The 20,311-nt window shown below is 68.5% G+C and carries 17 protein-coding genes; 14 read left to right on the top strand and 3 right to left on the bottom strand.

The window, feature by feature from the left end:
• Positions 1 to 45 precede the first annotated feature (45 nt).
• Positions 46 to 2,868, bottom strand: coding sequence for an aconitate hydratase AcnA (gene acnA / locus ACJH7A_RS26380; protein ID WP_406802962.1), 2,823 nt, complete (start codon positions 2,866 to 2,868; stop codon positions 46 to 48).
• A 161-nt stretch (positions 2,869 to 3,029) separates the two neighbouring features.
• Between acnA and ACJH7A_RS26375 the strand changes: the two genes are divergently transcribed.
• The 8 genes from ACJH7A_RS26375 to ACJH7A_RS26340 all read left to right on the top strand — a co-directional run bounded on the left by ACJH7A_RS26375 (position 3,030) and on the right by ACJH7A_RS26340 (position 11,134).
• On the top strand, positions 3,030 to 3,659 hold the full coding sequence (locus tag ACJH7A_RS26375; RefSeq protein ID WP_135355955.1) for a DUF6676 family protein: 630 nt from the start codon (positions 3,030 to 3,032) through the stop codon (positions 3,657 to 3,659).
• 237 nt (positions 3,660 to 3,896) lie between these two features.
• A complete protein-coding gene (gene ripA / locus ACJH7A_RS26370; RefSeq protein WP_406783671.1) occupies positions 3,897 to 5,330 on the top strand; it encodes an NlpC/P60 family peptidoglycan endopeptidase RipA in 1,434 nt (477 codons plus the stop codon).
• Between the two features lie 16 nt (positions 5,331 to 5,346).
• Complete coding sequence (ripB, locus tag ACJH7A_RS26365; protein WP_135355957.1) at positions 5,347 to 6,069, top strand: NlpC/P60 family peptidoglycan endopeptidase RipB; 723 nt, start codon at positions 5,347 to 5,349, stop codon at positions 6,067 to 6,069.
• Between the two features lie 149 nt (positions 6,070 to 6,218).
• Positions 6,219 to 7,367 (top strand): MoxR family ATPase, encoded by a 1,149-nt coding sequence (locus tag ACJH7A_RS26360; RefSeq protein WP_020100548.1) that lies wholly within the window; start codon positions 6,219 to 6,221, stop codon positions 7,365 to 7,367.
• A gap of 53 nt (positions 7,368 to 7,420) precedes the next feature.
• Positions 7,421 to 8,338 carry a DUF58 domain-containing protein gene (locus ACJH7A_RS26355; protein WP_346414904.1) on the top strand — a complete coding sequence of 306 codons (918 nt, stop codon included), beginning with the start codon at positions 7,421 to 7,423 and terminating at the stop codon, positions 8,336 to 8,338.
• A gap of 87 nt (positions 8,339 to 8,425) precedes the next feature.
• Positions 8,426 to 9,190, top strand: coding sequence for a 3-oxoacyl-ACP reductase FabG1 (gene fabG1, locus ACJH7A_RS26350; protein WP_135355959.1), 765 nt, complete (start codon positions 8,426 to 8,428; stop codon positions 9,188 to 9,190).
• Positions 9,191 to 9,238: 48 nt separating this feature from the next.
• Positions 9,239 to 10,048: an NADH-dependent enoyl-ACP reductase InhA gene (inhA, locus tag ACJH7A_RS26345; RefSeq protein ID WP_061000853.1), complete on the top strand. Its 810-nt coding sequence runs from the start codon at positions 9,239 to 9,241 to the stop codon at positions 10,046 to 10,048.
• Between the two features lie 84 nt (positions 10,049 to 10,132).
• Positions 10,133 to 11,134 (top strand): ferrochelatase, encoded by a 1,002-nt coding sequence (locus tag ACJH7A_RS26340; RefSeq protein ID WP_406783672.1) that lies wholly within the window; start codon positions 10,133 to 10,135, stop codon positions 11,132 to 11,134.
• Between the two features lie 6 nt (positions 11,135 to 11,140).
• On the opposite strand, the gene ACJH7A_RS26335 is transcribed toward ACJH7A_RS26340, so the two are convergent.
• On the bottom strand, positions 11,141 to 11,977 hold the full coding sequence (locus ACJH7A_RS26335; protein WP_135355961.1) for a hypothetical protein: 837 nt from the start codon (positions 11,975 to 11,977) through the stop codon (positions 11,141 to 11,143).
• Positions 11,978 to 12,036: 59 nt separating this feature from the next.
• Here ACJH7A_RS26335 and ACJH7A_RS26330 point away from each other — a divergent pair, with 59 nt between their 5' ends.
• Genes ACJH7A_RS26330 through ACJH7A_RS26320 form a run of 3 tightly spaced genes read left to right on the top strand, consistent with a single transcriptional unit; the run spans position 12,037 to position 14,057 of the window.
• Positions 12,037 to 12,468, top strand: coding sequence for an NfeD family protein (locus ACJH7A_RS26330; protein WP_020100542.1), 432 nt, complete (start codon positions 12,037 to 12,039; stop codon positions 12,466 to 12,468).
• Positions 12,469 to 12,486: 18 nt separating this feature from the next.
• On the top strand, positions 12,487 to 13,692 hold the full coding sequence (locus ACJH7A_RS26325) for an SPFH domain-containing protein (protein WP_244872557.1): 1,206 nt from the start codon (positions 12,487 to 12,489) through the stop codon (positions 13,690 to 13,692).
• Positions 13,693 to 13,694: 2 nt separating this feature from the next.
• Positions 13,695 to 14,057, top strand: coding sequence for a DoxX family protein (locus ACJH7A_RS26320; protein WP_318984597.1), 363 nt, complete (start codon positions 13,695 to 13,697; stop codon positions 14,055 to 14,057).
• Here the strand turns inward: ACJH7A_RS26320 and ACJH7A_RS26315 are convergent, their stop codons facing one another.
• Positions 14,058 to 14,780, bottom strand: a complete 723-nt coding sequence (locus tag ACJH7A_RS26315; protein WP_212811505.1) for a TVP38/TMEM64 family protein — start codon at positions 14,778 to 14,780, stop codon at positions 14,058 to 14,060.
• A 223-nt stretch (positions 14,781 to 15,003) separates the two neighbouring features.
• On the opposite strand from ACJH7A_RS26315, the gene mutA reads away from it, so the two are divergent.
• Genes mutA through meaB form a run of 3 tightly spaced genes read left to right on the top strand, consistent with a single transcriptional unit; the run spans position 15,004 to position 20,079 of the window.
• Positions 15,004 to 16,842, top strand: coding sequence for a methylmalonyl-CoA mutase small subunit (gene mutA / locus ACJH7A_RS26310; protein ID WP_406802960.1), 1,839 nt, complete (start codon positions 15,004 to 15,006; stop codon positions 16,840 to 16,842).
• A 2-nt stretch (positions 16,843 to 16,844) separates the two neighbouring features.
• The gene (gene scpA, locus ACJH7A_RS26305) at positions 16,845 to 19,094 is read left to right on the top strand and encodes a methylmalonyl-CoA mutase (protein WP_318984600.1); all 2,250 of its coding nucleotides are present in this window, start codon (positions 16,845 to 16,847) and stop codon (positions 19,092 to 19,094) included.
• 10 nt (positions 19,095 to 19,104) lie between these two features.
• Positions 19,105 to 20,079 (top strand): methylmalonyl Co-A mutase-associated GTPase MeaB, encoded by a 975-nt coding sequence (meaB, locus tag ACJH7A_RS26300; protein ID WP_135355964.1) that lies wholly within the window; start codon positions 19,105 to 19,107, stop codon positions 20,077 to 20,079.
• Positions 20,080 to 20,311 lie beyond the last annotated feature (232 nt).

The following is a 20,311-nucleotide window of genomic DNA, read 5'->3' as shown; positions in this document are numbered from 1 at the left end:
TTCGGTTGGGCAGCCCGGGGGCTGCCCAACCGAATCAGCCAGTTGTCAGGCCTCGCTACCCGACCGCAGCATGTTGCGCAGCACGTACTGCAGGATGCCGCCGTTGCGGTAGTAGTCGGCCTCACCGGGGGTGTCGATCCGGACCACGGCCTCGAACTCGACCTTGGTGCCGTCCTCCTTGGTGGCGGAGACGTGCACCGTCTTCGGTGTCTTGCCGGCGTTGAGCTCCTCGATGCCGGTGATGTCGAAGGTCTCGGTGCCGTCCAGGCCCAGCGACTTGGCGCTCTCGCCGGCCGGGAACTGCAGCGGGATGACGCCCATGCCGATCAGGTTCGACCGGTGGATGCGCTCGAACGACTCGGTGATGACGGCCTTGACGCCCAGCAGTGTGGTGCCCTTGGCGGCCCAGTCACGCGAGGAGCCCGAACCGTATTCCTTGCCGCCCAGCACGACCAGCGGGATGCCGGCCTTCTGGTAGTTCATGCACGCGTTGTAGATGAACTCCTGCGGGCCACCCTCCTGGGTGAAGTCGCGGGTGTAGCCACCCTGCGTGCCCTCGAGGCCGATGGTGTCCAGGATGCGGTTCTGCAGGCGGATGTTGGCGAAGGTGCCGCGGACCATGACCTCGTGGTTGCCACGACGGCTGCCCAGCGAGTTGTAGTCCTTGCGGGCCACACCGTGCGCGTCCAGGTAGTCCGCGGCCGGGGTACCCGGCTTGATCGGGCCGGCCGGGCTGATGTGGTCGGTGGTCACCGAGTCACCCAGCAGCGCCATGACGCGGGCGCCCTTGATGTCCGTGACGGGCGCGGGCTCCATCTCCATGCCGTCGAAGTACGGCGCCTTGCGGACGTAGGTCGAGGCGTCGTCCCAGGCGAAGGTGTCGCCGTCCGGGGTCGGCAGGTTGCGCCAGTTGTCGTCGCCCTTGAACACGTCGGCGTAGGACTTGCGGAACATGTCCTGGCTGATCGCGCTCTTGATGGTGTCGTCGATCTCCTGGGCCGACGGCCAGATGTCGCGCAGGAAGACGTCGTTGCCGTCGGTGTCCTTGCCCAGGGAGTCCGTCTCGAAGTCGAAGTCCATGGTGCCGGCGAGGGCGTAGGCGATGACCAGCGGCGGCGAGGCCAGGTAGTTCATCTTGACGTCGGGGGAGATGCGGCCCTCGAAGTTGCGGTTACCGGAGAGCACCGCGGTGACGGTCAGGTCCTCTTCGTTGACGGCCTTGGAGATCTCCTCCGGCAGCGGGCCGGTGTTACCGATGCACGTGGTGCAGCCGTAGCCGCCCAGGTAGAAGCCCAGCTTCTCCAGGTACGGCCACAGGCCGGCCTTCTCGTAGTAGTCGGTGACGACCTGGCTGCCCGGGGCCATGTTGGTCTTGACCCACGGCTTGCTGGACAGGCCCTTCTCGACGGCGTTGCGGGCCAGCAGGGCGGCACCGATCATGACCGACGGGTTGGAGGTGTTGGTGCAGGAGGTGATACCCGCGACCGCGACGGCACCGTGGTCGAGGATGAACTCGCCGCGGTCGCCCTTGACGCGCACCGGCTTGCTCGGGCGGCCCTCGGCACCGTTGGCGGCGGACTGGACGTTGACGGCACCGTCGTCCGCGAACGACAGGGCGGCCGGGTCGGAAGCCGGGAACGACTCCTCGACGGCCTCGTCGAGCTTGGTGTGGTCGGCCGGGTGCTGCTCCTCCACGTAGTTGTGGATGTCCTTGCGGAACGCGATCTTGCTCTCCGACAACAGGATTCGGTCCTGCGGGCGCTTCGGGCCGGCGATCGACGGCACGACCGTCGAAAGGTCCAGCTCGAGGTACTCCGAGAAGGCCGGCTCGCGGTCGGCGTCGTGCCACATGCCCTGGGTCTTGGCGTAGGCCTCGACCAGCGCCAGCTGCTCGTCGGTGCGGCCGGTCAGGCGCAGGTAGTTGATGGTCTCTTCGTCGATCGGGAAGATCGCACAGGTCGAGCCGAACTCGGGGCTCATGTTGCCCAGGGTGGCGCGGTTGGCCAGCGGCACCTCGGCGACGCCCTTGCCGTAGAACTCGACGAACTTGCCGACGACGCCGTGCTTGCGCAGCATGTCGGTGACGGTCAGCACCACGTCGGTGGCGGTGACGCCCGGCTGGATTTCGCCGGTCAGCTTGAAGCCGACGACGCGGGGGATCAGCATCGAGACGGGCTGGCCCAGCATGGCGGCCTCGGCCTCGATACCGCCGACGCCCCAGCCCAGCACGCCCAGGCCGTTCTCCATGGTGGTGTGGCTGTCGGTACCCACACAGGTGTCGGGGTAGGCCTGGCCGTTACGGACCATGACGGTGCGGGCCAGGTATTCGATGTTGACCTGGTGGACGATGCCGGTGCCCGGCGGGACGACCTTGAAGTCGTCGAAGGCGCCCTGGCCCCAGCGCAGGAACTGGTAGCGCTCGGCGTTGCGCTCGTACTCGAGGGCGACGTTCTTCTCGTAGGCGTCGGCGGTGCCGAACACATCGAGGATGACGGAGTGGTCGATGACCATCTCGGCGGGAGAGAGCGGATTGACCTTGTTGGGGTCGCCGCCGAGGGCGGTGACGGCCTCACGCATGGTGGCCAGGTCGACGACGCAAGGCACGCCGGTGAAGTCCTGCATGATCACGCGGGCCGGGGTGAACTGGATTTCGATGCTCGGCTCGGCCGACGGATCCCAGTTGGCCAGGGCCAGGATGTGATCCTTGGTGATGTTGGCGCCGTCTTCGGTGCGCAGCAGGTTCTCCGCAAGCACCTTGAGGCTGTAGGGAAGCTTCTCGGTACCCGGAACCGCGTCGAGGCGGAAAATCTCGTAGCTGTTTTCCCCGACAACGAGCGTGTCACGGGCTCCAAATGAATTGCTGCTCACATCAACTCCCGGCTAGATCTCGCCGCGACGGGCTGTGTCAGCGGCGCGTTGCTACCCTAACAGTACGCTTGTCCTATGAGCGCCCAGGGGGTGGCTACAGTCTTGTCGGGTTCCGGGTGCGCCGTCAGGGAGTTCGAGGAAATTCCAGTACCGTTTGCCGCGTGACAACTTTCGCGGCATTCATTCCGCCGGACGTCTGTGCCACGGTCGGGCAGGACCCGGCCAAGACCCCTGTCGACGTGTGTATGGCGACGGTGATCACGCAGGTGCGTGACGGTGGGGTCAGTGCGCCGGGCATCGCGCCCGCCAAGACGCCGGCCACGCCGCAGGAGGCGAAGCAGGCGGCCGAGGCCGCGCAGGAGGCCGCCGCCCTGCGTCAGGTCGTCGCCGACGCCCACGCCAAGGGCATCGACCTCAAGATCGTGGTGCTGCCGACGAGTCCGGGCATCGACACCCCACTGCGCGACATCGCCGCGGACGTCGGCCGGGTGTACCCCGAGTCGACGGTGCTGACCCTCAGTCCCGGCTTCGCCGGCTCGGTCAGCCCGACCTATGACAGGTCGCTGTTGGAGGCCGGTCAGGATCTCGCGAAGACGCCGAGCGTTGTGCAGAACTCGAAGAATTTTGTGAGCCAGCTGGAAACCCCGATATTTCCCTGGACGTCGTTCACTGTGGTGGTCATCCTCGGCGTGGTGGCGGCTGCCGTGGGCACCCGGTTTCTGCAGGTCCGGGCCCGGAAAGCGGCAGCGGCTGCGGCGCCGCAGGACGCCGCCGCGCCCGCATCTCGGTAGCTGCGCGCGGGGCGCCGCGAATTCGAATATCACTATTCGGTCACACCTTTTTCAATTACAACGGTGTGGTTTGTTACTAACGTTTCATTTGTGCAACCTGTGACGTACGGTGCAGTTGGTACCGCTTGTTGCAGTTGTGATGATTTGTGATTTCTGCGACTTACGGGACCAACGGATCGAGCCCGCTTTTGCCTTAGGCGGGCACCAGCGCGCTGGAGCCTTAGGAGACCTGAGTCAATGGGACGCAGCATTCGGCCCTTCACCGGTGGGCTGGCCACCCGGTTGGGCAGTCGCGTCGGCACCGGGTCGCTCGTATTCGGTGTGATGACCGCGTCCGTCTTCGCCTCCGGTATCGCGTCGGCCCAACCCGGCAGCAGCGAGATCGCCGCCCTGGTCACCGAACTCGCCAATGCCAACCAGAAACTGCAGGACCTCGGCGCGGCCATCCAGACCCGGCAGGAATCGGTCAACAAGGCCATCGCCGACGTGCAGACCGCCCGGGACGACGCCGCGACCGCCCAGCAGGACATCGACACCAGCCAGACCGGTCTGAAGGACGCCAACGCGGCCATCGCCGCCGCCCAGGCGCACTTCGACAAGTACGCCGAGGCGGCGTACATCAACGGGCCGTCCGCGTCCTACCTGACCGCGACCGATCCCGGCGAGATGATCAACACCGCCGCCACCGGCCAGGCGCTGACCATCAGCTCGCAGGAGGCCATCGCCGATCTGCAGCGCAGCCGGACCGAACTGGCCAACCGCGAATCCGCCGCCCGACTGGCCAAGCAGAAGGCCGACCAGGCCGTCAAAGATGCCCAGGCCAGACAGGACGACGCGGTCAAGGCCCTGACCGACGCCCGGACCACGTTCGCCGACCAGCAGACCCAGTTGGACCAGTTGGTCAGCCAGCGCGACGCGGCGCAGGCCAAGCTCAACGCGGCGCGTACGCAGTGGGCCGCGAGTGCCCCGGCGTCCGGAACTCCGGCGGCCAACCCCGGCCGGTATGCCGACAACTGGGACGGCGCGCCCGCCGCGGCCGGCCCCCGCAAGTGGGACGACGGCGGCTGGGATCCGACCCTGCCCAAGATTCCGAGCGCCAACATCCCCGGTGACCCGATCGCCGTCATCAACAACGTGCTCGGCATGACCGCGACGTCGGCTCAGGTCACCCAGCAGATGGGCCACAGCTTCCTGCAGAAACTCGGCCTGGTGCCCGCCACCGTCACCAAGTCGGGATACACCAACGGCGCCATCCCGCGCGTGTACGGAAAACAGGCCTCGGAATACGTCATCAAGCGCGCAATGTCGCAGATCGGCGTGCCGTACTCATGGGGCGGCGGCACCGCCGCCGGTCCCAGCACGGGCATCGACTCGGGTGCCGGCACCGTCGGCTTCGACTGCTCGGGTCTGATCCTCTACGCCTTCGCCGGCGTCGGCATCAAACTGCCGCACTACTCCGGCAACCAATATGAGGCGGGCCGCAAGATCCCGACATCGCAGGCCCGCCGCGGGGACGTCATCTTCTACGGCCCGGGTGGCAGCCAGCACGTGACCCTGTACCTCGGCAACGGGCAGATGCTCGAAGCGCCCTACACCGGTTCCAACGTCAAGGTGTCGCCCGTACGAACCAGCGGCATGACGCCGTACGTGATCCGTTACATCGAATACTGATACAGGGGTTATTGCATTGCAGGGCAAGGAATTTCACCGGAGAGACCTCCTCGCGGGCGTGGGCGCGCTGGCGCTGGCGCTCGCGTTCGGGCCTGCGCCGAGTGCGGTTGCCGACCCCGACGGCGGCTGGGATCCGACCTTGCCTGCGAAACCCAGCTCCGGCGCGCCCGGTGACCCGGTGGCCATCGCCAACGCGACGTTCCAGGCCAGCCAGCTGGCCCTGCAGACCACCCAGAACCTCGGCCAGAGCTTCCTGTCGAGCCTGGGCCTGGGCGGCAAGCCCAGCGGCGGTGGCGGCGGCAGCGCCACGATGATGCCGGGCGGCCGCGTCGGCGGTAAGCAGGCCATCGAATACGTCATCCGGCGCGGCGGCTCCCAGATGGGCGTCCCGTACTCGTGGGGCGGCGGCACCCTGACCGGTCCCGGCCCCGGCGTGGACTACGACGCCGGCAAGATCGGCTACGACTGTTCGGGTTTCACCCGCTACGCCTACGCCGGTGTCGGCGTGCAGATCCCCAAGTACTCGGGCGACCAGTACAACACCGGGCGCGCCATCCCGCCGTCGCAGGCCAAGCGCGGCGACCTGATCTTCTACGGCCCCGGCGGCAGCCAGCACGTCACGATCTACCTCGGCAACGGGAAGATGCTGGAGGCGTCCGGCAGCGCGGGCAAGGTGACGGTCAGTCCGGTCCGGACGGCCGGCATGTCGCCGCACCTGTCCCGCATCATCGAGACCTGATAATCACCTAAGTCCGTCGTGGCAACGTCGACGGATACGCAGCCGCCTGGAATAGTTGACTCCGGGCGCGCCGCTATATTGGCGGCTACCCGCTAGACCAGCGATTTTGCGCCGGACACCCGGCCGAAACAATTGTGGGAGGAAGCTAGATGACGTCACCGAGTGGGCCGCCCGACGGCGCCGGAGGCTACCCAGGCCCGGCACCCACACAGGGTTACCCGCCCGGGGCGCACGCCGCCCCCGCCGCGCAGCAGCCCGTCAGCGGCTCGTTGCAGTCCGAGGTGCACACCCTCGAGCGCGCCATCTTCGAGGTCAAGCGCATCATCGTCGGCCAGGACCAGCTGGTCGAGCGCATGCTGGTCGGCCTGCTGGCCAAGGGCCACGTCCTCCTCGAAGGTGTCCCGGGTGTCGCCAAGACCCTCGCCGTGGAGACCTTCGCCAAGGTGGTCGGCGGCTCGTTCGCCCGCATCCAGTTCACCCCCGACCTGGTGCCCACCGACATCGTCGGTACCCGCATCTACCGCGTCGGCAAGGAAGAGTTCGACATCGAGCTCGGCCCCGTGATGGTCAACTTCCTGCTCGCCGACGAGATCAACCGCGCACCCGCCAAGGTGCAGTCGGCGCTGCTGGAGGTCATGGCCGAGCGCAAGATCTCCATCGGCGGCAAGACGTTCCCGCTGCCCAGCCCGTTCCTGGTCATGGCGACCCAGAACCCCATCGAGCAGGAGGGCGTCTACCAGCTGCCCGAGGCGCAGCGCGACCGCTTCCTGTTCAAGCTCAACGTCGGCTACCCGTCGCCCGAGGAAGAGCGCGAGATCATCTACCGGATGGGCGTCAAGCCGCCGGAGCCCAAGCAGATCCTCACCACCGAGGACCTGCTGCGCCTGCAGGACGTGGCCGCCAACACCTTCGTGCACCACGCGCTCGTCGACTACGTGGTGCGCATCGTGACCGCCACCCGCGAGCCGGAGAAGTTCGGTATGCCCGACGCCAAGGCGTGGATCGCCTACGGCGCCTCGCCGCGCGCCTCGCTGGGCATCATCAGTGCCTCCCGTGCGCTGGCGCTGGTGCGTGGCCGTGACTACGTCATCCCGCAGGACGTCGTCGAGGTCATCCCGGACGTGCTGCGGCACCGCCTCGTGCTCACCTACGACGCGCTCGCCGACGAGATCTCCGCCGAGACCGTCGTCAACCGCATCCTGCAGACGGTCGCGCTGCCGCAGGTGAATGCCATTCCGCAGCAAGGACATTCGGTTCCGCCCGTGATGGCCGGCGCAGCTGGGGCCTCTGGTCGGTGACCGCCCCCGGGTCTGATCGTTCGGCTTCGCCGCAGACCGGCCGGTCCGTCGATCTGCCGTCACTGCAGCGCGGCCAGATTCGCGATCCCGAACTGTCGGCCGCCCTGCGCAAGCTGGAGCTCACCGTCCGGCGCAAGCTGGACGGTGTCCTCCACGGCGACCACCAGGGTCTGATCCCCGGGCCGGGTTCCGAGCCGGGGGAGTCCCGGCTCTACCAGCCCGGCGACGACGTCCGCCGGATGGACTGGTCCGTCACGGCCCGTACGACGCATCCGCACGTGCGGCAGATGATCGCCGACCGGGAGCTGGAGACCTGGCTGGTCGTCGACATGTCGGCGAGCCTGGACTTCGGCACCGCCGGCTGCGAGAAGCGTGATCTGGCGGTCGCCGCGGCGGCCTCCATCGCGTTCCTCAACAGCGGTGGTGGCAACCGGCTCGGCGCGATCATCTCCAACGGCGACACCGTCCGCCGGGTGCCCGCACTGTCCGGCCGGTTGCACGAGCAGGAGCTGCTGCGCGCCATCGCCACCACACCCAAGGCCCCGGCCGGGGTCCGTGGTGACCTGGCCGCCGCCATCGACGCGCTGCGCCGGCCGGAGCGCCGCCGCGGCATGGCCGTGATCATCAGTGACTTCCTCGGCCCGATCAACTGGATGCGCCCACTGCGGGCCATCTCCGGGCGCCACGAGGTGCTGGGCATCGAGATCATCGACCCGCGCGACGTGGAGCTGCCGGCCGTCGGGGACGTGGTGCTGCAGGACGCCGAGTCCGGCATCACCAAGGAATTCACCATCGATGAGCAACTTCGGGACGACTTCGCCCGCGCCGCCCAGGCGCACCGCGACGAAGTGGCTCGCACACTGCGCCGATGCGATGCCCCGCTGCTGACGCTGCGCACCGACCGGGACTGGATCGCCGACGTCGTCCGGTTCGTGGCGAACCGTCGCCGCGGCGCCATGGCGGCGCGCTGAGCGGACAACGCGTGCACAGACCGTTGTGCGGCTCGCCGCAGCGTGCCGATTTAGGCGTGCACCGGCCGAGACGATAAGTTGACCAGCATGAGTGACACTGTTGCCACCGAGGGTGCCGCCACGCCCGCAGCCGGCCGTCCGGCCTTCGTTTCCCGTTCCGTGCTGGTCACCGGTGGTAACCGGGGTATCGGCCTGGCCATCGCGCAGCGTCTGGCCGCCGACGGCCACAAGGTCGCGGTGACCCACCGCGGTTCCGGTGCGCCCGAGGGCCTGTTCGGCGTCGTGTGTGACGTGACCGACGCCGAGGCCGTCGACCGGGCGTTCAAAGAGGTCGAAGAGCACCAGGGCCCGGTCGAGGTGCTGGTGTCCAACGCCGGTATCTCCAAGGACGCGTTCCTGATGCGCATGACCGAGGAGCGGTTCACCGAGGTCATCGACGCCAACCTCACCGGCGCGTTCCGCGTCACCCAGCGCGCGTCGCGCAGCATGCAGCGCAAGCGTTTCGGCCGCATCATCTACATCGGCTCGGTCTCGGGCATGTGGGGCATCGGCAACCAGGCCAACTACGCCGCCGCCAAGGCCGGCCTGATCGGTATGGCGCGCTCCATCTCGCGCGAGCTCTCCAAGGCCGGCGTCACCGCCAACGTCGTCGCCCCCGGCTACATCGACACCGAGATGACGCGTGCCCTCGATGAGCGCATCCAGGAAGGTGCGCTGGAGTTCATCCCGGCCAAGCGCGTCGGCACGGCCGAAGAGGTCGCCGGTGCCGTCAGCTTCCTGGCGTCCGAGGACGCCGGCTACATCGCCGGTGCGGTCATCCCGGTCGACGGCGGCATGGGCATGGGTCACTGACCCGAATTCTTTGGCTTAGCAGAACTTTCGTTTAAAGGAGTCAGCACAATGGCAGGTTTGCTCGAAGGCAAGCGGATCCTCGTCACCGGGATCATCACCGACTCGTCCATCGCGTTCCACATCGCGAAGGTCGCCCAGGAACAGGGCGCCGAGCTGGTGCTCACCGGCTTCGACCGGATGAAGCTCATCCAGCGCATCGCCGACCGGCTGCCGAACCCGGCGCCGCTGCTGGAGCTCGACGTGCAGAACGAGGAGCACCTGGCCTCGCTCGGTGAGCGCGTCACCGAGGTGATCGGCGCGGGCAACAAGCTCGACGGCGTCGTGCACTCCATCGGCTTCATGCCGCAGAGCGGCATGGGCATCAACCCGTTCTTCGACGCACCCTACGAGGACGTCGCCAAGGGCATCCACATCTCGGCCTACTCGTACGCCTCGCTGGCCAAGGCCCTGCTGCCGATCATGAACGAAGGCGGCGGCATCGTCGGCATGGACTTCGACCCGACCCGCGCCATGCCCGCCTACAACTGGATGACGGTCGCCAAGAGCGCCCTCGAGTCGGTCAACCGGTTCGTCGCGCGCGAGGCCGGCAAGTACGGCGTGCGCTCCAATCTCGTTGCGGCAGGCCCCATCCGGACCCTGGCCATGAGCGCCATCGTCGGCGGTGCCCTCGGCGACGAGGCCGGCCAGCAGATGCAGCTGCTCGAAGAGGGCTGGGACCAGCGCGCGCCGATCGGCTGGAACATGAAGGACCCGACGCCGGTCGCCAAGACCGTCTGTGCGTTGCTGTCCGAATGGCTGCCCGCGACCACCGGCTCGATCATCTACGCCGACGGTGGCGCCAGCACCCAGCTGCTCTGATTCGATTTGTTTTCCGCCGAAACGGCGTTCCAGCAGGTTTCGACTGCCGGGACGCCGTTTCGCGTCTGAGGAGGGGACAAACCCGTGGATTTCGACGCACTGCTGCTGTTGTCGTTCGGCGGACCCGAGGGTCCCGACGACGTCCGCCCGTTCCTGGAGAACGTCACCCGCGGACGCAACATCCCGCCGGCGCGGCTCGACGAAGTGGCCGAGCACTACCTGCATTTCGGTGGCGTGTCGCCGATCAACGGCATCAACCGCGCCTTGATCTCGGAGCTCGAGGCGGCGATGCCGGATCTGCCGGTGTATTTCGGCAACCGTAACTGGGAGCCGTACGTCGAGGACACCGTCATCGCCATGCGGGACAACGGAGTTCGCCGGGCAGCGGTGTTCACCACGTCGGCGTGGGGCGGCTACTCGAGCTGCCGGCAGTATGTCGAGGACATCGCGCGCGGCAGGGCTGCGGCGGGGCCGCAGGCGCCGGAGCTGGTGAAGCTGAGGCAGTACTTCGACCATCCGCTTTTCGTCGAGATGTACTCCGAATTCGTCTCGCAGGCATTGCATTCCGCGCCTGCGGGCGCGCGCCTGGTGTTCACGGCGCACTCCATACCGGTGGCCGCCGACGAACGGTACGGACCGCGGCTGTACAGCCGGCAGGTGGCGTACGCGGCGCGTCTGGTCGCTCAGGCCGTCGGGGTGGGCGACTACGACCTGGTGTGGCAGTCACGGTCCGGCCCGCCGCAGGTGCCGTGGTTGGAACCTGACGTCGCCGACCATCTCGCCGCGCTCGGGGACGCGGGCACCACAGCTGTCGTGGTGTGTCCCATCGGATTCGTCGCCGACCACATCGAGGTGGTGTGGGACCTCGACAACGAGCTCGCCGAGCAGGCGGCCGAGGCGGGAATCACGTTGGTGCGCACCACAACTCCCAATGCCGACCCGCGGTACGCGCGGCTGGCCGCGGCGCTGGTCGACGAACTGCGCACGGGTGCGGCGCCGGCGCGGGTCGAGGGCCCGGAGCCGGTGCCCGGGCACGGCTGCAGCATCAACGGCGCGTCGTGCCTGCCGGGGTGCTGCGGCGACTGACCGGTTCTACCGCTCCCAGGCCGAGTGCAGGATGGCCGTCACGGCGGCCAGCCGGGCCGAGCGCACGATGTCGGTCAAAGGCCGCATGGCCTCGGTGGCGATCTGCATCTCCGATGCGCTCTGCAGGCCGATGGGCGCCAGCCCGGCGCTGACGGTGATGATCGCGTCGATGTGGGCCGCGGTCTCCAGCACCCGCACCGCGCGGGTGGGGGCGTGGTCCGGCAGCTTGTGCAGGTGTCCGGCCTCGAGCAGCTGCTCGACCATCTCGCGCGGATCCTCGATGTCCGAACCGGGTTCGGCCCGCAGGCGGCCGAGGGCGTCGGCCGCCGACCGGACCGCGTCGCGCAGGCGGTACTCCTCTTCGCCGAGGTCGAAGTGGCCGGCCACGGGAGCGCTGGGCAGCGAGTACACCGTCCAGGACAGGGCCTTGACCTCGGCGTCGTCGGTGTCGTCCTCGTATTCGAAATCGGGGACCAGCCCGACGGCCTCGCCGTAGTTGGAGGTGACGACGACGGCTTCGCCCATGTCGACGGCGTCCTGCTGGAACTGGGTGCCGGGGGTCAGTCCACGGACATCCCCGGGTACGGGCAGTACCAGGTTCAGGGCCGGCTCCGAGCGCGCGGCGCCGGCCGCGTGCCGCAGCGTCTGCAGCAACGTGACGCCGCCGTAGTTGGTCAGGTCGGGCCACGGCAGCCCCGTCCGGCTGGCCGCCACGGCGTCGTAAGCGGCAATGGAATGCCTTGGTGCCCACGGCGATAGCGCATCGAGGACATCGTCGGGTGCGGCCAGGCCGGCATGCCAGGCATTGGCCCACACCGTCAGCGAAACACTTGGACACCACATGATGCACGCAGTGTAAAACGCTCCGGCCGATTAAGCCTGCAAGGCGCTACTCTGGTCGCATGCCGGTGCCGTTGCTGTGGCTCATCGTGGCGATCGGGCTCGCCGGTGCCGAAGCGCTGACCGGTGACATGTTCCTGCTCATGCTGTCTGGCGGTGCCCTCGCGACGGCAGGTCTGAGCTGGGCCACCGACTGGCCCATCTGGGCCGACGGTCTCTCCTTCCTCATCGTGTCGGTGCTGTTGCTGGTCCTGGTGCGGCCGGCGCTGCGCAAGCGGCTGGGTGCCGCGGGCCTGCCCGAACCGGTGAAGGCCTTGGAAGGCAAGTCGGCGCTGGTGCTGGAACGGGTGACCCGCCATGAAGGGCAGGTAAAACTCGACGGCGAAATCTGGACGGCGCGCCCGATGGCCGACGACGATGTCTTCGAACCCGGCGATCACGTCACCGTGATGCGGATCGACGGCGCGACCGCGGTGGTCTTCCGGGCCATCTGAACGCAAGGGGAGCTGAAATTGACTGGTGCACTTGTCCTTCTGCTGATCCTGGTGGCGTTTGCCATCGTGGTGGTGGTCAAATCGGTGGCGCTCATCCCGCAGGCCGAGGCAGCGGTCATCGAGCGGCTGGGCCGCTACAGCAAGACCGTCTCGGGCCAGCTGACGCTGTTGCTGCCGTTCATCGACAAGATCCGGGCCCGGGTGGATCTGCGTGAGCGCGTCGTGTCGTTCCCGCCGCAGCCGGTGATCACCGAGGACAACCTGACGGTCAACATCGACACCGTCGTCTACTTCCAGGTGACCAGCCCGCAGGCCGCGGTGTACCAGATCAGCAACTACATCGTCGGCGTCGAGCAGCTGACCACCACGACGCTGCGCAACGTCGTCGGCGGCATGACGCTGGAGCAGACGCTGACCTCGCGTGACCAGATCAACGCCCAGCTGCGCGGCGTGCTCGACGAGGCCACCGGCCGGTGGGGTCTGCGCGTCGCGCGCGTCGAGCTGCGCAGCATCGACCCGCCGCCGTCGATCCAGGACTCGATGGAGAAGCAGATGCGCGCCGACCGCGAGAAGCGCGCCATGATCCTGACCGCCGAGGGCGCCCGGGAGGCGTCCATCAAGCAGGCGGAGGGGCAGAAGCAGTCACAGATTCTGGCGGCCGAGGGTGCGAAGCAGGCGGCGATCCTGGCCGCCGAGGCAGACCGGCAGTCGCGCATCCTGCGCGCGCAGGGTGAGCGGGCCGCCCAGTACCTGAACGCGCAGGGCCAGGCCAAGGCCATCGAGAAGACGTTCGCGGCCATCAAGGCCGGCCGGCCGACGCCCGAGCTGCTGGCCTACCAGTACCTGCAGACGCTGCCGCAGATGGCCAAGGGCGAGGCCAACAAGGTGTGGGTGGTGCCCAGCGACTTCGGTTCGGCGCTACAGGGTTTCACCAAGCTGCTCGGCGCCCCGGGGGAGGACGGCGTGTTCCGCTACACGCCGTCGCCGGTCGACGAGGCCCCCGCCAAGGATGACGACGACGAGGTCGCCGACTGGTTCTCCACCCAGACCGATCCGGCGATCGCGCAGGCGGTGGCAAAGGCGGAAGCCGAGGCCCGCACGCCGGTGCAGCAGCCCGGCTACGGCGTCCCGTCGGTGCCGGTGCCCCCGGCCCCGCCGACGCAGCCGCTCGAGGCGCGTCCGTTCCCCGAAATCGACCCGCCCGCCGGGCAGCACTCGAGGTGACCATGAGCCTGTTGACGTCCCGCCGCACCTACACCGCGCTGGCGCTTCTGATGGCCGGCGACGCGGCGGCGTGTGCCGTGCCCGTCGCACCCATCGAGAAGGCCCTGAACGGCGTGCACTTCCCGCTGGAGTACCGGTGGATCCTCGTCGGCTCCAAGGCGGCGGCTGCCGTGGGCCTGCTTGCCGGACAACGTAATTCGGCCCTGGCCCGGCTGACCACCGCGATGCTGGCGCTGTACTTCACGCTGGCCGTCGGCGCACACATCAGGGCCCACGACAAGCCGGTGAACGCGGCGCCGGCCGTGCTGTTCCTGGCGCTGTTCACCGCGATGACGGCGAAGGGTCTGCCCGAGCGCGAGTCGTAGTCAGCTGTGCGCGTCGACCGGGTGCTGCGCGGCGTGGGCGCGGCGGTGCAGCCGGATCTCGTAGATCAGCCCGCAGATCCCGATGGTCGCGGTGCAGGCCGACACGACCAGCAGCGACGGCCGGATCTGTCCGGTGAGGGCGTCGCCCAGGATGACGACGGCCGCGGTACCGGGCAGCAGCCCGAAGAACGTCGCGAATGCGTACGGCACCACCCGGACCGATGAGGCCCCGGCGGCGTAGTTGAGCACCGAGAACGGCACCGCCGGGATCATGCGCATCGACAGGATCGCCGCCCAGCCGCGTTCCTTGAGTCGCGCGTCGAGGCTGTCGATGTGCTTGTGCGACAGCTTGCTCAACTGCCAGCCGAGCACGCGCACCAGCCAGAGCGCGATCAACGCGCTCAGCGTGCTGGCAATGACGGCCAGTGTGACGCCGAGGGCGGAGCCGAACAGCAGGCCTGCGGCGAGGGTGAACGCGGTGCGCGGGAACGGCAGCACCGTGACGACGGTGTGCGCGAGCAGGAACGCCAGCGGGAACCACGGCCCGGCGGCGGCCGCCCAGTCGCGCATCTGCACCGCGTTGGGCAACGGCACCCAGATGGCGATTGCGACAAGAATCACAATTGCCGCCCCGATGCCCACGGCCCGTCGCAGCGGCATCTGTGCCGCAGTGGCCTGCACGGCGGACAGGACCGTGCGCAGCGCGCTGACAACGGAGTTCACGTGTTCCAAGGGTACGGGTTGACCGCCCGATCATCGCTGTCAGGAGCGGGCCCATGCGACGTTCGAGCGCCCTGACCCGTCGCTGTCCGGGGTATGCGCAACCGGTGTGCGGTGGAGCTACTGGGTAGTAGCGACCTGCGTGATTTAGCCTGAAAATCAAGTGTGATAGGCATTTCTGCATGCAGTGCCAGATGTCTGATGGCCGAAAGATTGGGAGTCGCCGGTGACTGTCGACGCGTCCACCGTTCGGGACCGCTACGCGCGGTGGCAAGAGAACGTCGCCGGTGTGCTCGCCAAGAGCACGCGCAAGGCTGTCGAGGATCTGCCTGCCGAACCCGAGCGTTTGCTCGATTCACCCACGTACGACGGTTTCCCGGTCCGTCCGCTCTACACCAGCCTGGACGGCTTGGCCGAGCCCGCGCTGCCCGGACACTGGCCGTTCACCCGCGGCGGTGACGCCCACCGCGACGTGCTCGCCGGCTGGAAGGTGGCCGAATCCTTCCCGATCGCCAGCGATGCCGACGTCGCCACGGTCAACGGTGCCATCCTGCTCGCCCTGACCGACGGCACGAGCGCCCTCGAGGTCCGGGTCGGTTCGGGCGGCGTGCCCGTCGACCAGCTCGACCGCGTATTCGAGGGCGTCTTCCTGGATCTGGTTCCGGTGCTCCTGGATGCCGGTGCCGACCTGGCGGCCGCCGCTGACCAGCTGCTCACGCTGGACAAGCCGTTCGACGCCGACCAGCGTGCCCGGCTGTCGATCGACCTGGGTGCCGACCCGCTGACCGCGCCGCTGTCCGGCCGCGCTGCCGCGACCGACGCCGACGTCGTCGCCACCGCCGCGAAACTGACCGAGTACGACGGGGGAGTGCGCGCCGTCACGGTCGACGCCGCCGCGCTGCACAACCTCGGCGCGAGTGCCTCGCTGGAGCTGGCGGGCGCCATCGCCGCCGGTGTGGCGTACCTGCGTCTGCTCACCGAGAGCGGACTGTCGGCCGCCGACGCGCTGCGGCAGCTCAGCTTCCGCTTCGCCGCCGACGACGACCAGTTCGCCACCATCGCCAAACTCCGTGCGGCGCGCCGGCTTTGGGCCCGCGTGGCGGAGGTCGTCGGCGCACCGGACGCCGGCGCCGCGACCATCCACGCCGTCACCTCGAAGGCCATGATGTCGCAGCGTGACCCGTGGGTGAACATGCTGCGCACCACCCTCGCCGCGTTCGCCGCCGGCGTCGGTGGCGCCGACACCGTGCTGGTCGAGACGTTCGACGCCGCCATCGACGGTGGATTGCCCGGCACGGCAGTCACTTTCAGCCGCCGCATGGCGCGCAACACCCAGTTGCTGCTGCTCGAGGAGTCGCACCTGGGTCGCGTCGTCGACCCGTCGGGCGGCTCGTGGTTCGTCGAGGACCTCACCGACCAGCTGGCGCAGCGGGCCTGGGCGAAGTTCCAGGAGCTGGAGTCGCTGGGCGGTTTCGTCGCGGCCCGTGATCAGTTGAGCGCCCAGATCGCCGAGGTCGCGGCCCGTCGCGCCGACGACATCGCACACCGGCGCACGGCGCTCACCGGCGTCAACGAATTCCCGAACCTCGCGGAAAGCCCGCTCGCACAGACGGATTCGTTCCCCGGCGTGGTGCGCTACGCCGCGGCTTTCGAAGCGCTGCGCAACCGTTCCGATGCGTACCTGGCCAAGACCGGCAAGCGACCGCAGGCCGTGCTGCTGCCGGTCGGCCCGCTCGCCGAGCACAACATCCGCACCACGTTCGCCGCGAACCTGCTGGCTTCCGGCGGCATCGAGGCCGTCAACCCCGGCACCGTCGACGCCGCGGGTGTCGCGGCGGCGGCCGCGGGCCAGGTGGCCGCGGTGGTCTGCGGCACCGACGCCCGGTACGCCGACGAGGCGAGCGATGTCGTCAAGGCCGCCCGCGCGGCCGGCGTCGCGCACGTGTACCTGGCCGGGCCGGAGAAGGCCGTCGCGGACGCGACCGACAAGCCCGACGAATACCTGACCATGAAAATCGATGCCGTCGAAGCGCTTTCGACCCTGCTCACCCGATTGGGGGCATGACAATGACCGCTTCTGACGTGACCACCATCGGTAGTTTCGCCGACGTCCCGCTGCACGGAGAAAGCCCGGTAGCGCCGTCCTCCAGCGCCGTTGACGCCCACGTCGCCGACGCCGCGCAGGCGCACGGCTACACCGCGGAGCAGCTCACCTGGTCGACGCCCGAGGGCATCGACGTCAAGCCGATGTACATCGCCGAAGACCGTGACGCCGTCGCCGCGGCCGGTTATCCGCTGGACAGCTTCCCGGGCACCCCGCCGTTCATCCGCGGGCCGTACCCGACCATGTACGTGAACCAGCCGTGGACCATCCGTCAGTACGCCGGGTTCTCCACCGCCGCCGAGTCGAACGCGTTCTACCGCCGCAACCTGGCCGCCGGCCAGAAGGGCCTGTCGGTCGCGTTCGACCTCGCCACCCACCGTGGCTACGACTCGGACCACCCGCGCGTCCAGGGTGACGTCGGAATGGCCGGTGTGGCAATCGATTCGATCCTCGACATGCGCCAGCTGTTCGACGGTATCGACCTGGGCAGCGTCAGCGTCTCGATGACGATGAACGGTGCCGTGCTGCCGATCCTCGCGCTCTACGTCGTGGCCGCCGAGGAACAGGGTGTGCCGCCGGAGAAGCTGGCCGGGACCATCCAGAACGACATCCTCAAAGAGTTCATGGTCCGCAACACCTACATCTATCCGCCGAAGGCGTCGATGCGGATCATCTCGGACATCTTCGGCTACACCAGTACCAAGATGCCGAAGTTCAACTCGATCTCCATCTCGGGCTACCACATCCAAGAGGCCGGGGCCACAGCGGATTTGGAGCTGGCGTACACGCTGGCCGACGGTGTCGAGTACATCAAGGCCGGCCTCGACGCGGGCCTGGACATCGACAAGTTCGCGCCGCGGCTGTCCTTCTTCTGGGGCATCGGCATGAACTTCTTCATGGAGGTGGCCAAGCTGCGCGCCGGCCGTCTGCTGTGGAGCGAGTTGGTCGCCGAGTTCAGCCCCAAGAGCGAGAAGTCGCTGTCGCTGCGCACGCACTCGCAGACCTCGGGCTGGTCGCTGACGGCGCAGGACCCGTTCAACAACGTCGCGCGCACCTGTATCGAGGCCATGGCCGCCACGCAGGGCCACACGCAGTCGCTGCACACCAACGCCCTCGACGAGGCGCTGGCGCTGCCCACCGACTTCTCGGCCCGCATCGCGCGCAACACCCAGCTGCTGCTGCAGCAGGAGTCGGGCACCACGCGGCCCATCGACCCGTGGGGCGGCTCGTACTACGTCGAGTGGCTCACCCACCAGCTCGCCGAGAAGGCCCGTGCGCACATCAAGGAGGTCGCCGAGCACGGCGGCATGGCGCAGGCCATCGGCGAGGGCATCCCGAAGCTGCGCATCGAAGAGGCCGCCGCACGTACCCAGGCCCGCATCGACTCCGGCGCCCAGACGGTGATCGGCGTCAACAAGTACCAGGTGGACGAGGACCAGGAGATCGAGGTCCTCAAGGTCGAGAACAGCCGGGTGCGGGCCGAACAGCTGGCCAAGCTCGAGCAGCTGCGGGCCGACCGCGACGAGGCCGCGACGCAGGCGGCACTGGCCGAATTGACCCGCGCCGCAGGCGAATCCGGTTCGGCAGGCGAGGACGGACTGGGCAACAACCTGATGGCGCTGGCCATCAACGCGGCCCGCGCCAAGGCCACCGTCGGTGAGATCTCCGACGCGCTGGAGAAGGTGTACGGCCGGCACCAGGCCGAGATCCGCACCATCGCCGGCGTCTACCGCGACGAGGTGGGGAAGACCGGAAACGTGAGCACCGCAACCGAATTGGTCGAGAAGTTCGCCGAGGCCGACGGCCGCCGCCCCCGCATCCTGGTGGCCAAGATGGGCCAGGACGGCCACGACCGCGGCCAGAAGGTCATCGCCACCGCGTTCGCCGACATCGGCTTCGACGTGGACGTCGGCTCGCTGTTCTCCACGCCCGACGAGGTGGCGCGGCAGGCGGCGGACAACGACGTGCACGTGGTCGGGGTGTCGTCGCTGGCGGCGGGTCACCTCACGCTGGTGCCCGCGCTGCGCGACGCACTGGCCGAGGTGGGGCGTCCGGACATCATGGTCGTGGTCGGCGGCGTGATCCCGCCGGGCGACTTCGACGAGCTGTACGAGGCGGGCGCCGCGGCGATCTTCCCGCCCGGGACGGTGATCGCCGACGCCGCGATCGGCCTGTTGGGCAAGCTCGCCGAGCGGCTGGGTTACAAGCTCTGAGGTGGCGGGCATGACGACCCCGGTGCCCGAACTCGCTGCCAGGATCCGGGCCGGCGACCGGGCGGCGCTGTCGCGTGCCATCACGCTGGTCGAGTCCACCCGGGCCGACCACCGTGATGCCGCGCAGCAGTTGCTGCTCGAACTGACCCCGGAGGCCGGCAGTGCGCTGCACGTCGGCATCACCGGCGTCCCCGGCGTCGGCAAGTCGACGACGATCGAAGCGCTCGGCATGCACCTCATCGAGCGGGGCCACCGCGTCGCGGTGCTGGCCGTCGACCCGTCGTCGACCCGCACCGGCGGTTCGATCCTCGGCGACAAGACCCGGATGGCGCAGCTGGCCGTGCAGCCGGAGGCCTACATCCGCCCGTCGCCGACGTCGGGCACGCTCGGCGGGGTGGCCAAGGCCACCCGCGAGACCATCGTGCTGCTGGAGGCGGCCGGCTACGACGTGGTCCTGGTCGAGACCGTCGGCGTCGGCCAGTCGGAGGTGACGGTGGCCAACATGGTCGACACCTTCGTCTTCCTGACGCTGGCCCGCACCGGTGACCAGTTGCAGGGCATCAAGAAGGGCGTGTTGGAGCTCGCCGACGTCATCGTGGTCAACAAGGCCGACGGCGAGCACGCCGTCGAGGCCAAGGCCGCGGCGCGGGAACTGTCCGGGGCGATCCGGTTGATCTATCCGCGCGACACGTTGTGGCGGCCGCCGGTGCTGACCATGAGCGCACTGACCGGCGACGGTCTGGCGGCGATGTGGGACACCGTGCTCAAGCATCGTGAAACATTGAGTGCGGCAGGCGAATTCGAGGCCCGGCGTCGGGCCCAGCAGGTCGACTGGACGTGGACCATGGTGCGTGACACGGTGCTGGACCGGGTGCTGTCGAATCCCGCCGTCAAGGCCAATCGCGACGAGGTGGAACGCCAGGTGCGCGAGGGTGAGTTGACGCCGGCGCTGGCGGCACAGCGCATCATCGACCTCGCGAATTGACTCCGGCCGCGCCCGCCCGGGATTGCCGAAGGGTTTGCCGGCGTAATAGGGGAATCGGCCCCACGGGTATTCCGGCCGACCGCTGGCGAAACCAATTTCGGCGCGGTGCCGTGGCCGGCCCGACATGCGGACAAAAATGCGATCCGGTGTTTCCGGGCTCTTCACAGATGAGGGTGTAGAGGTGGTTGGCGCGTCGTTGCCGGGATAGAGGTCGAGGTCTCTCGAAAATGAG

Source organism: Mycobacterium sp. SMC-17 (assembly GCF_045310915.1).
Lineage (GTDB): Bacteria > Actinomycetota > Actinomycetes > Mycobacteriales > Mycobacteriaceae > Mycobacterium.
The sequence above is the reverse complement of the archived record's forward strand: the minus strand, read 5'-3'. Positions and strand labels throughout refer to the sequence as shown.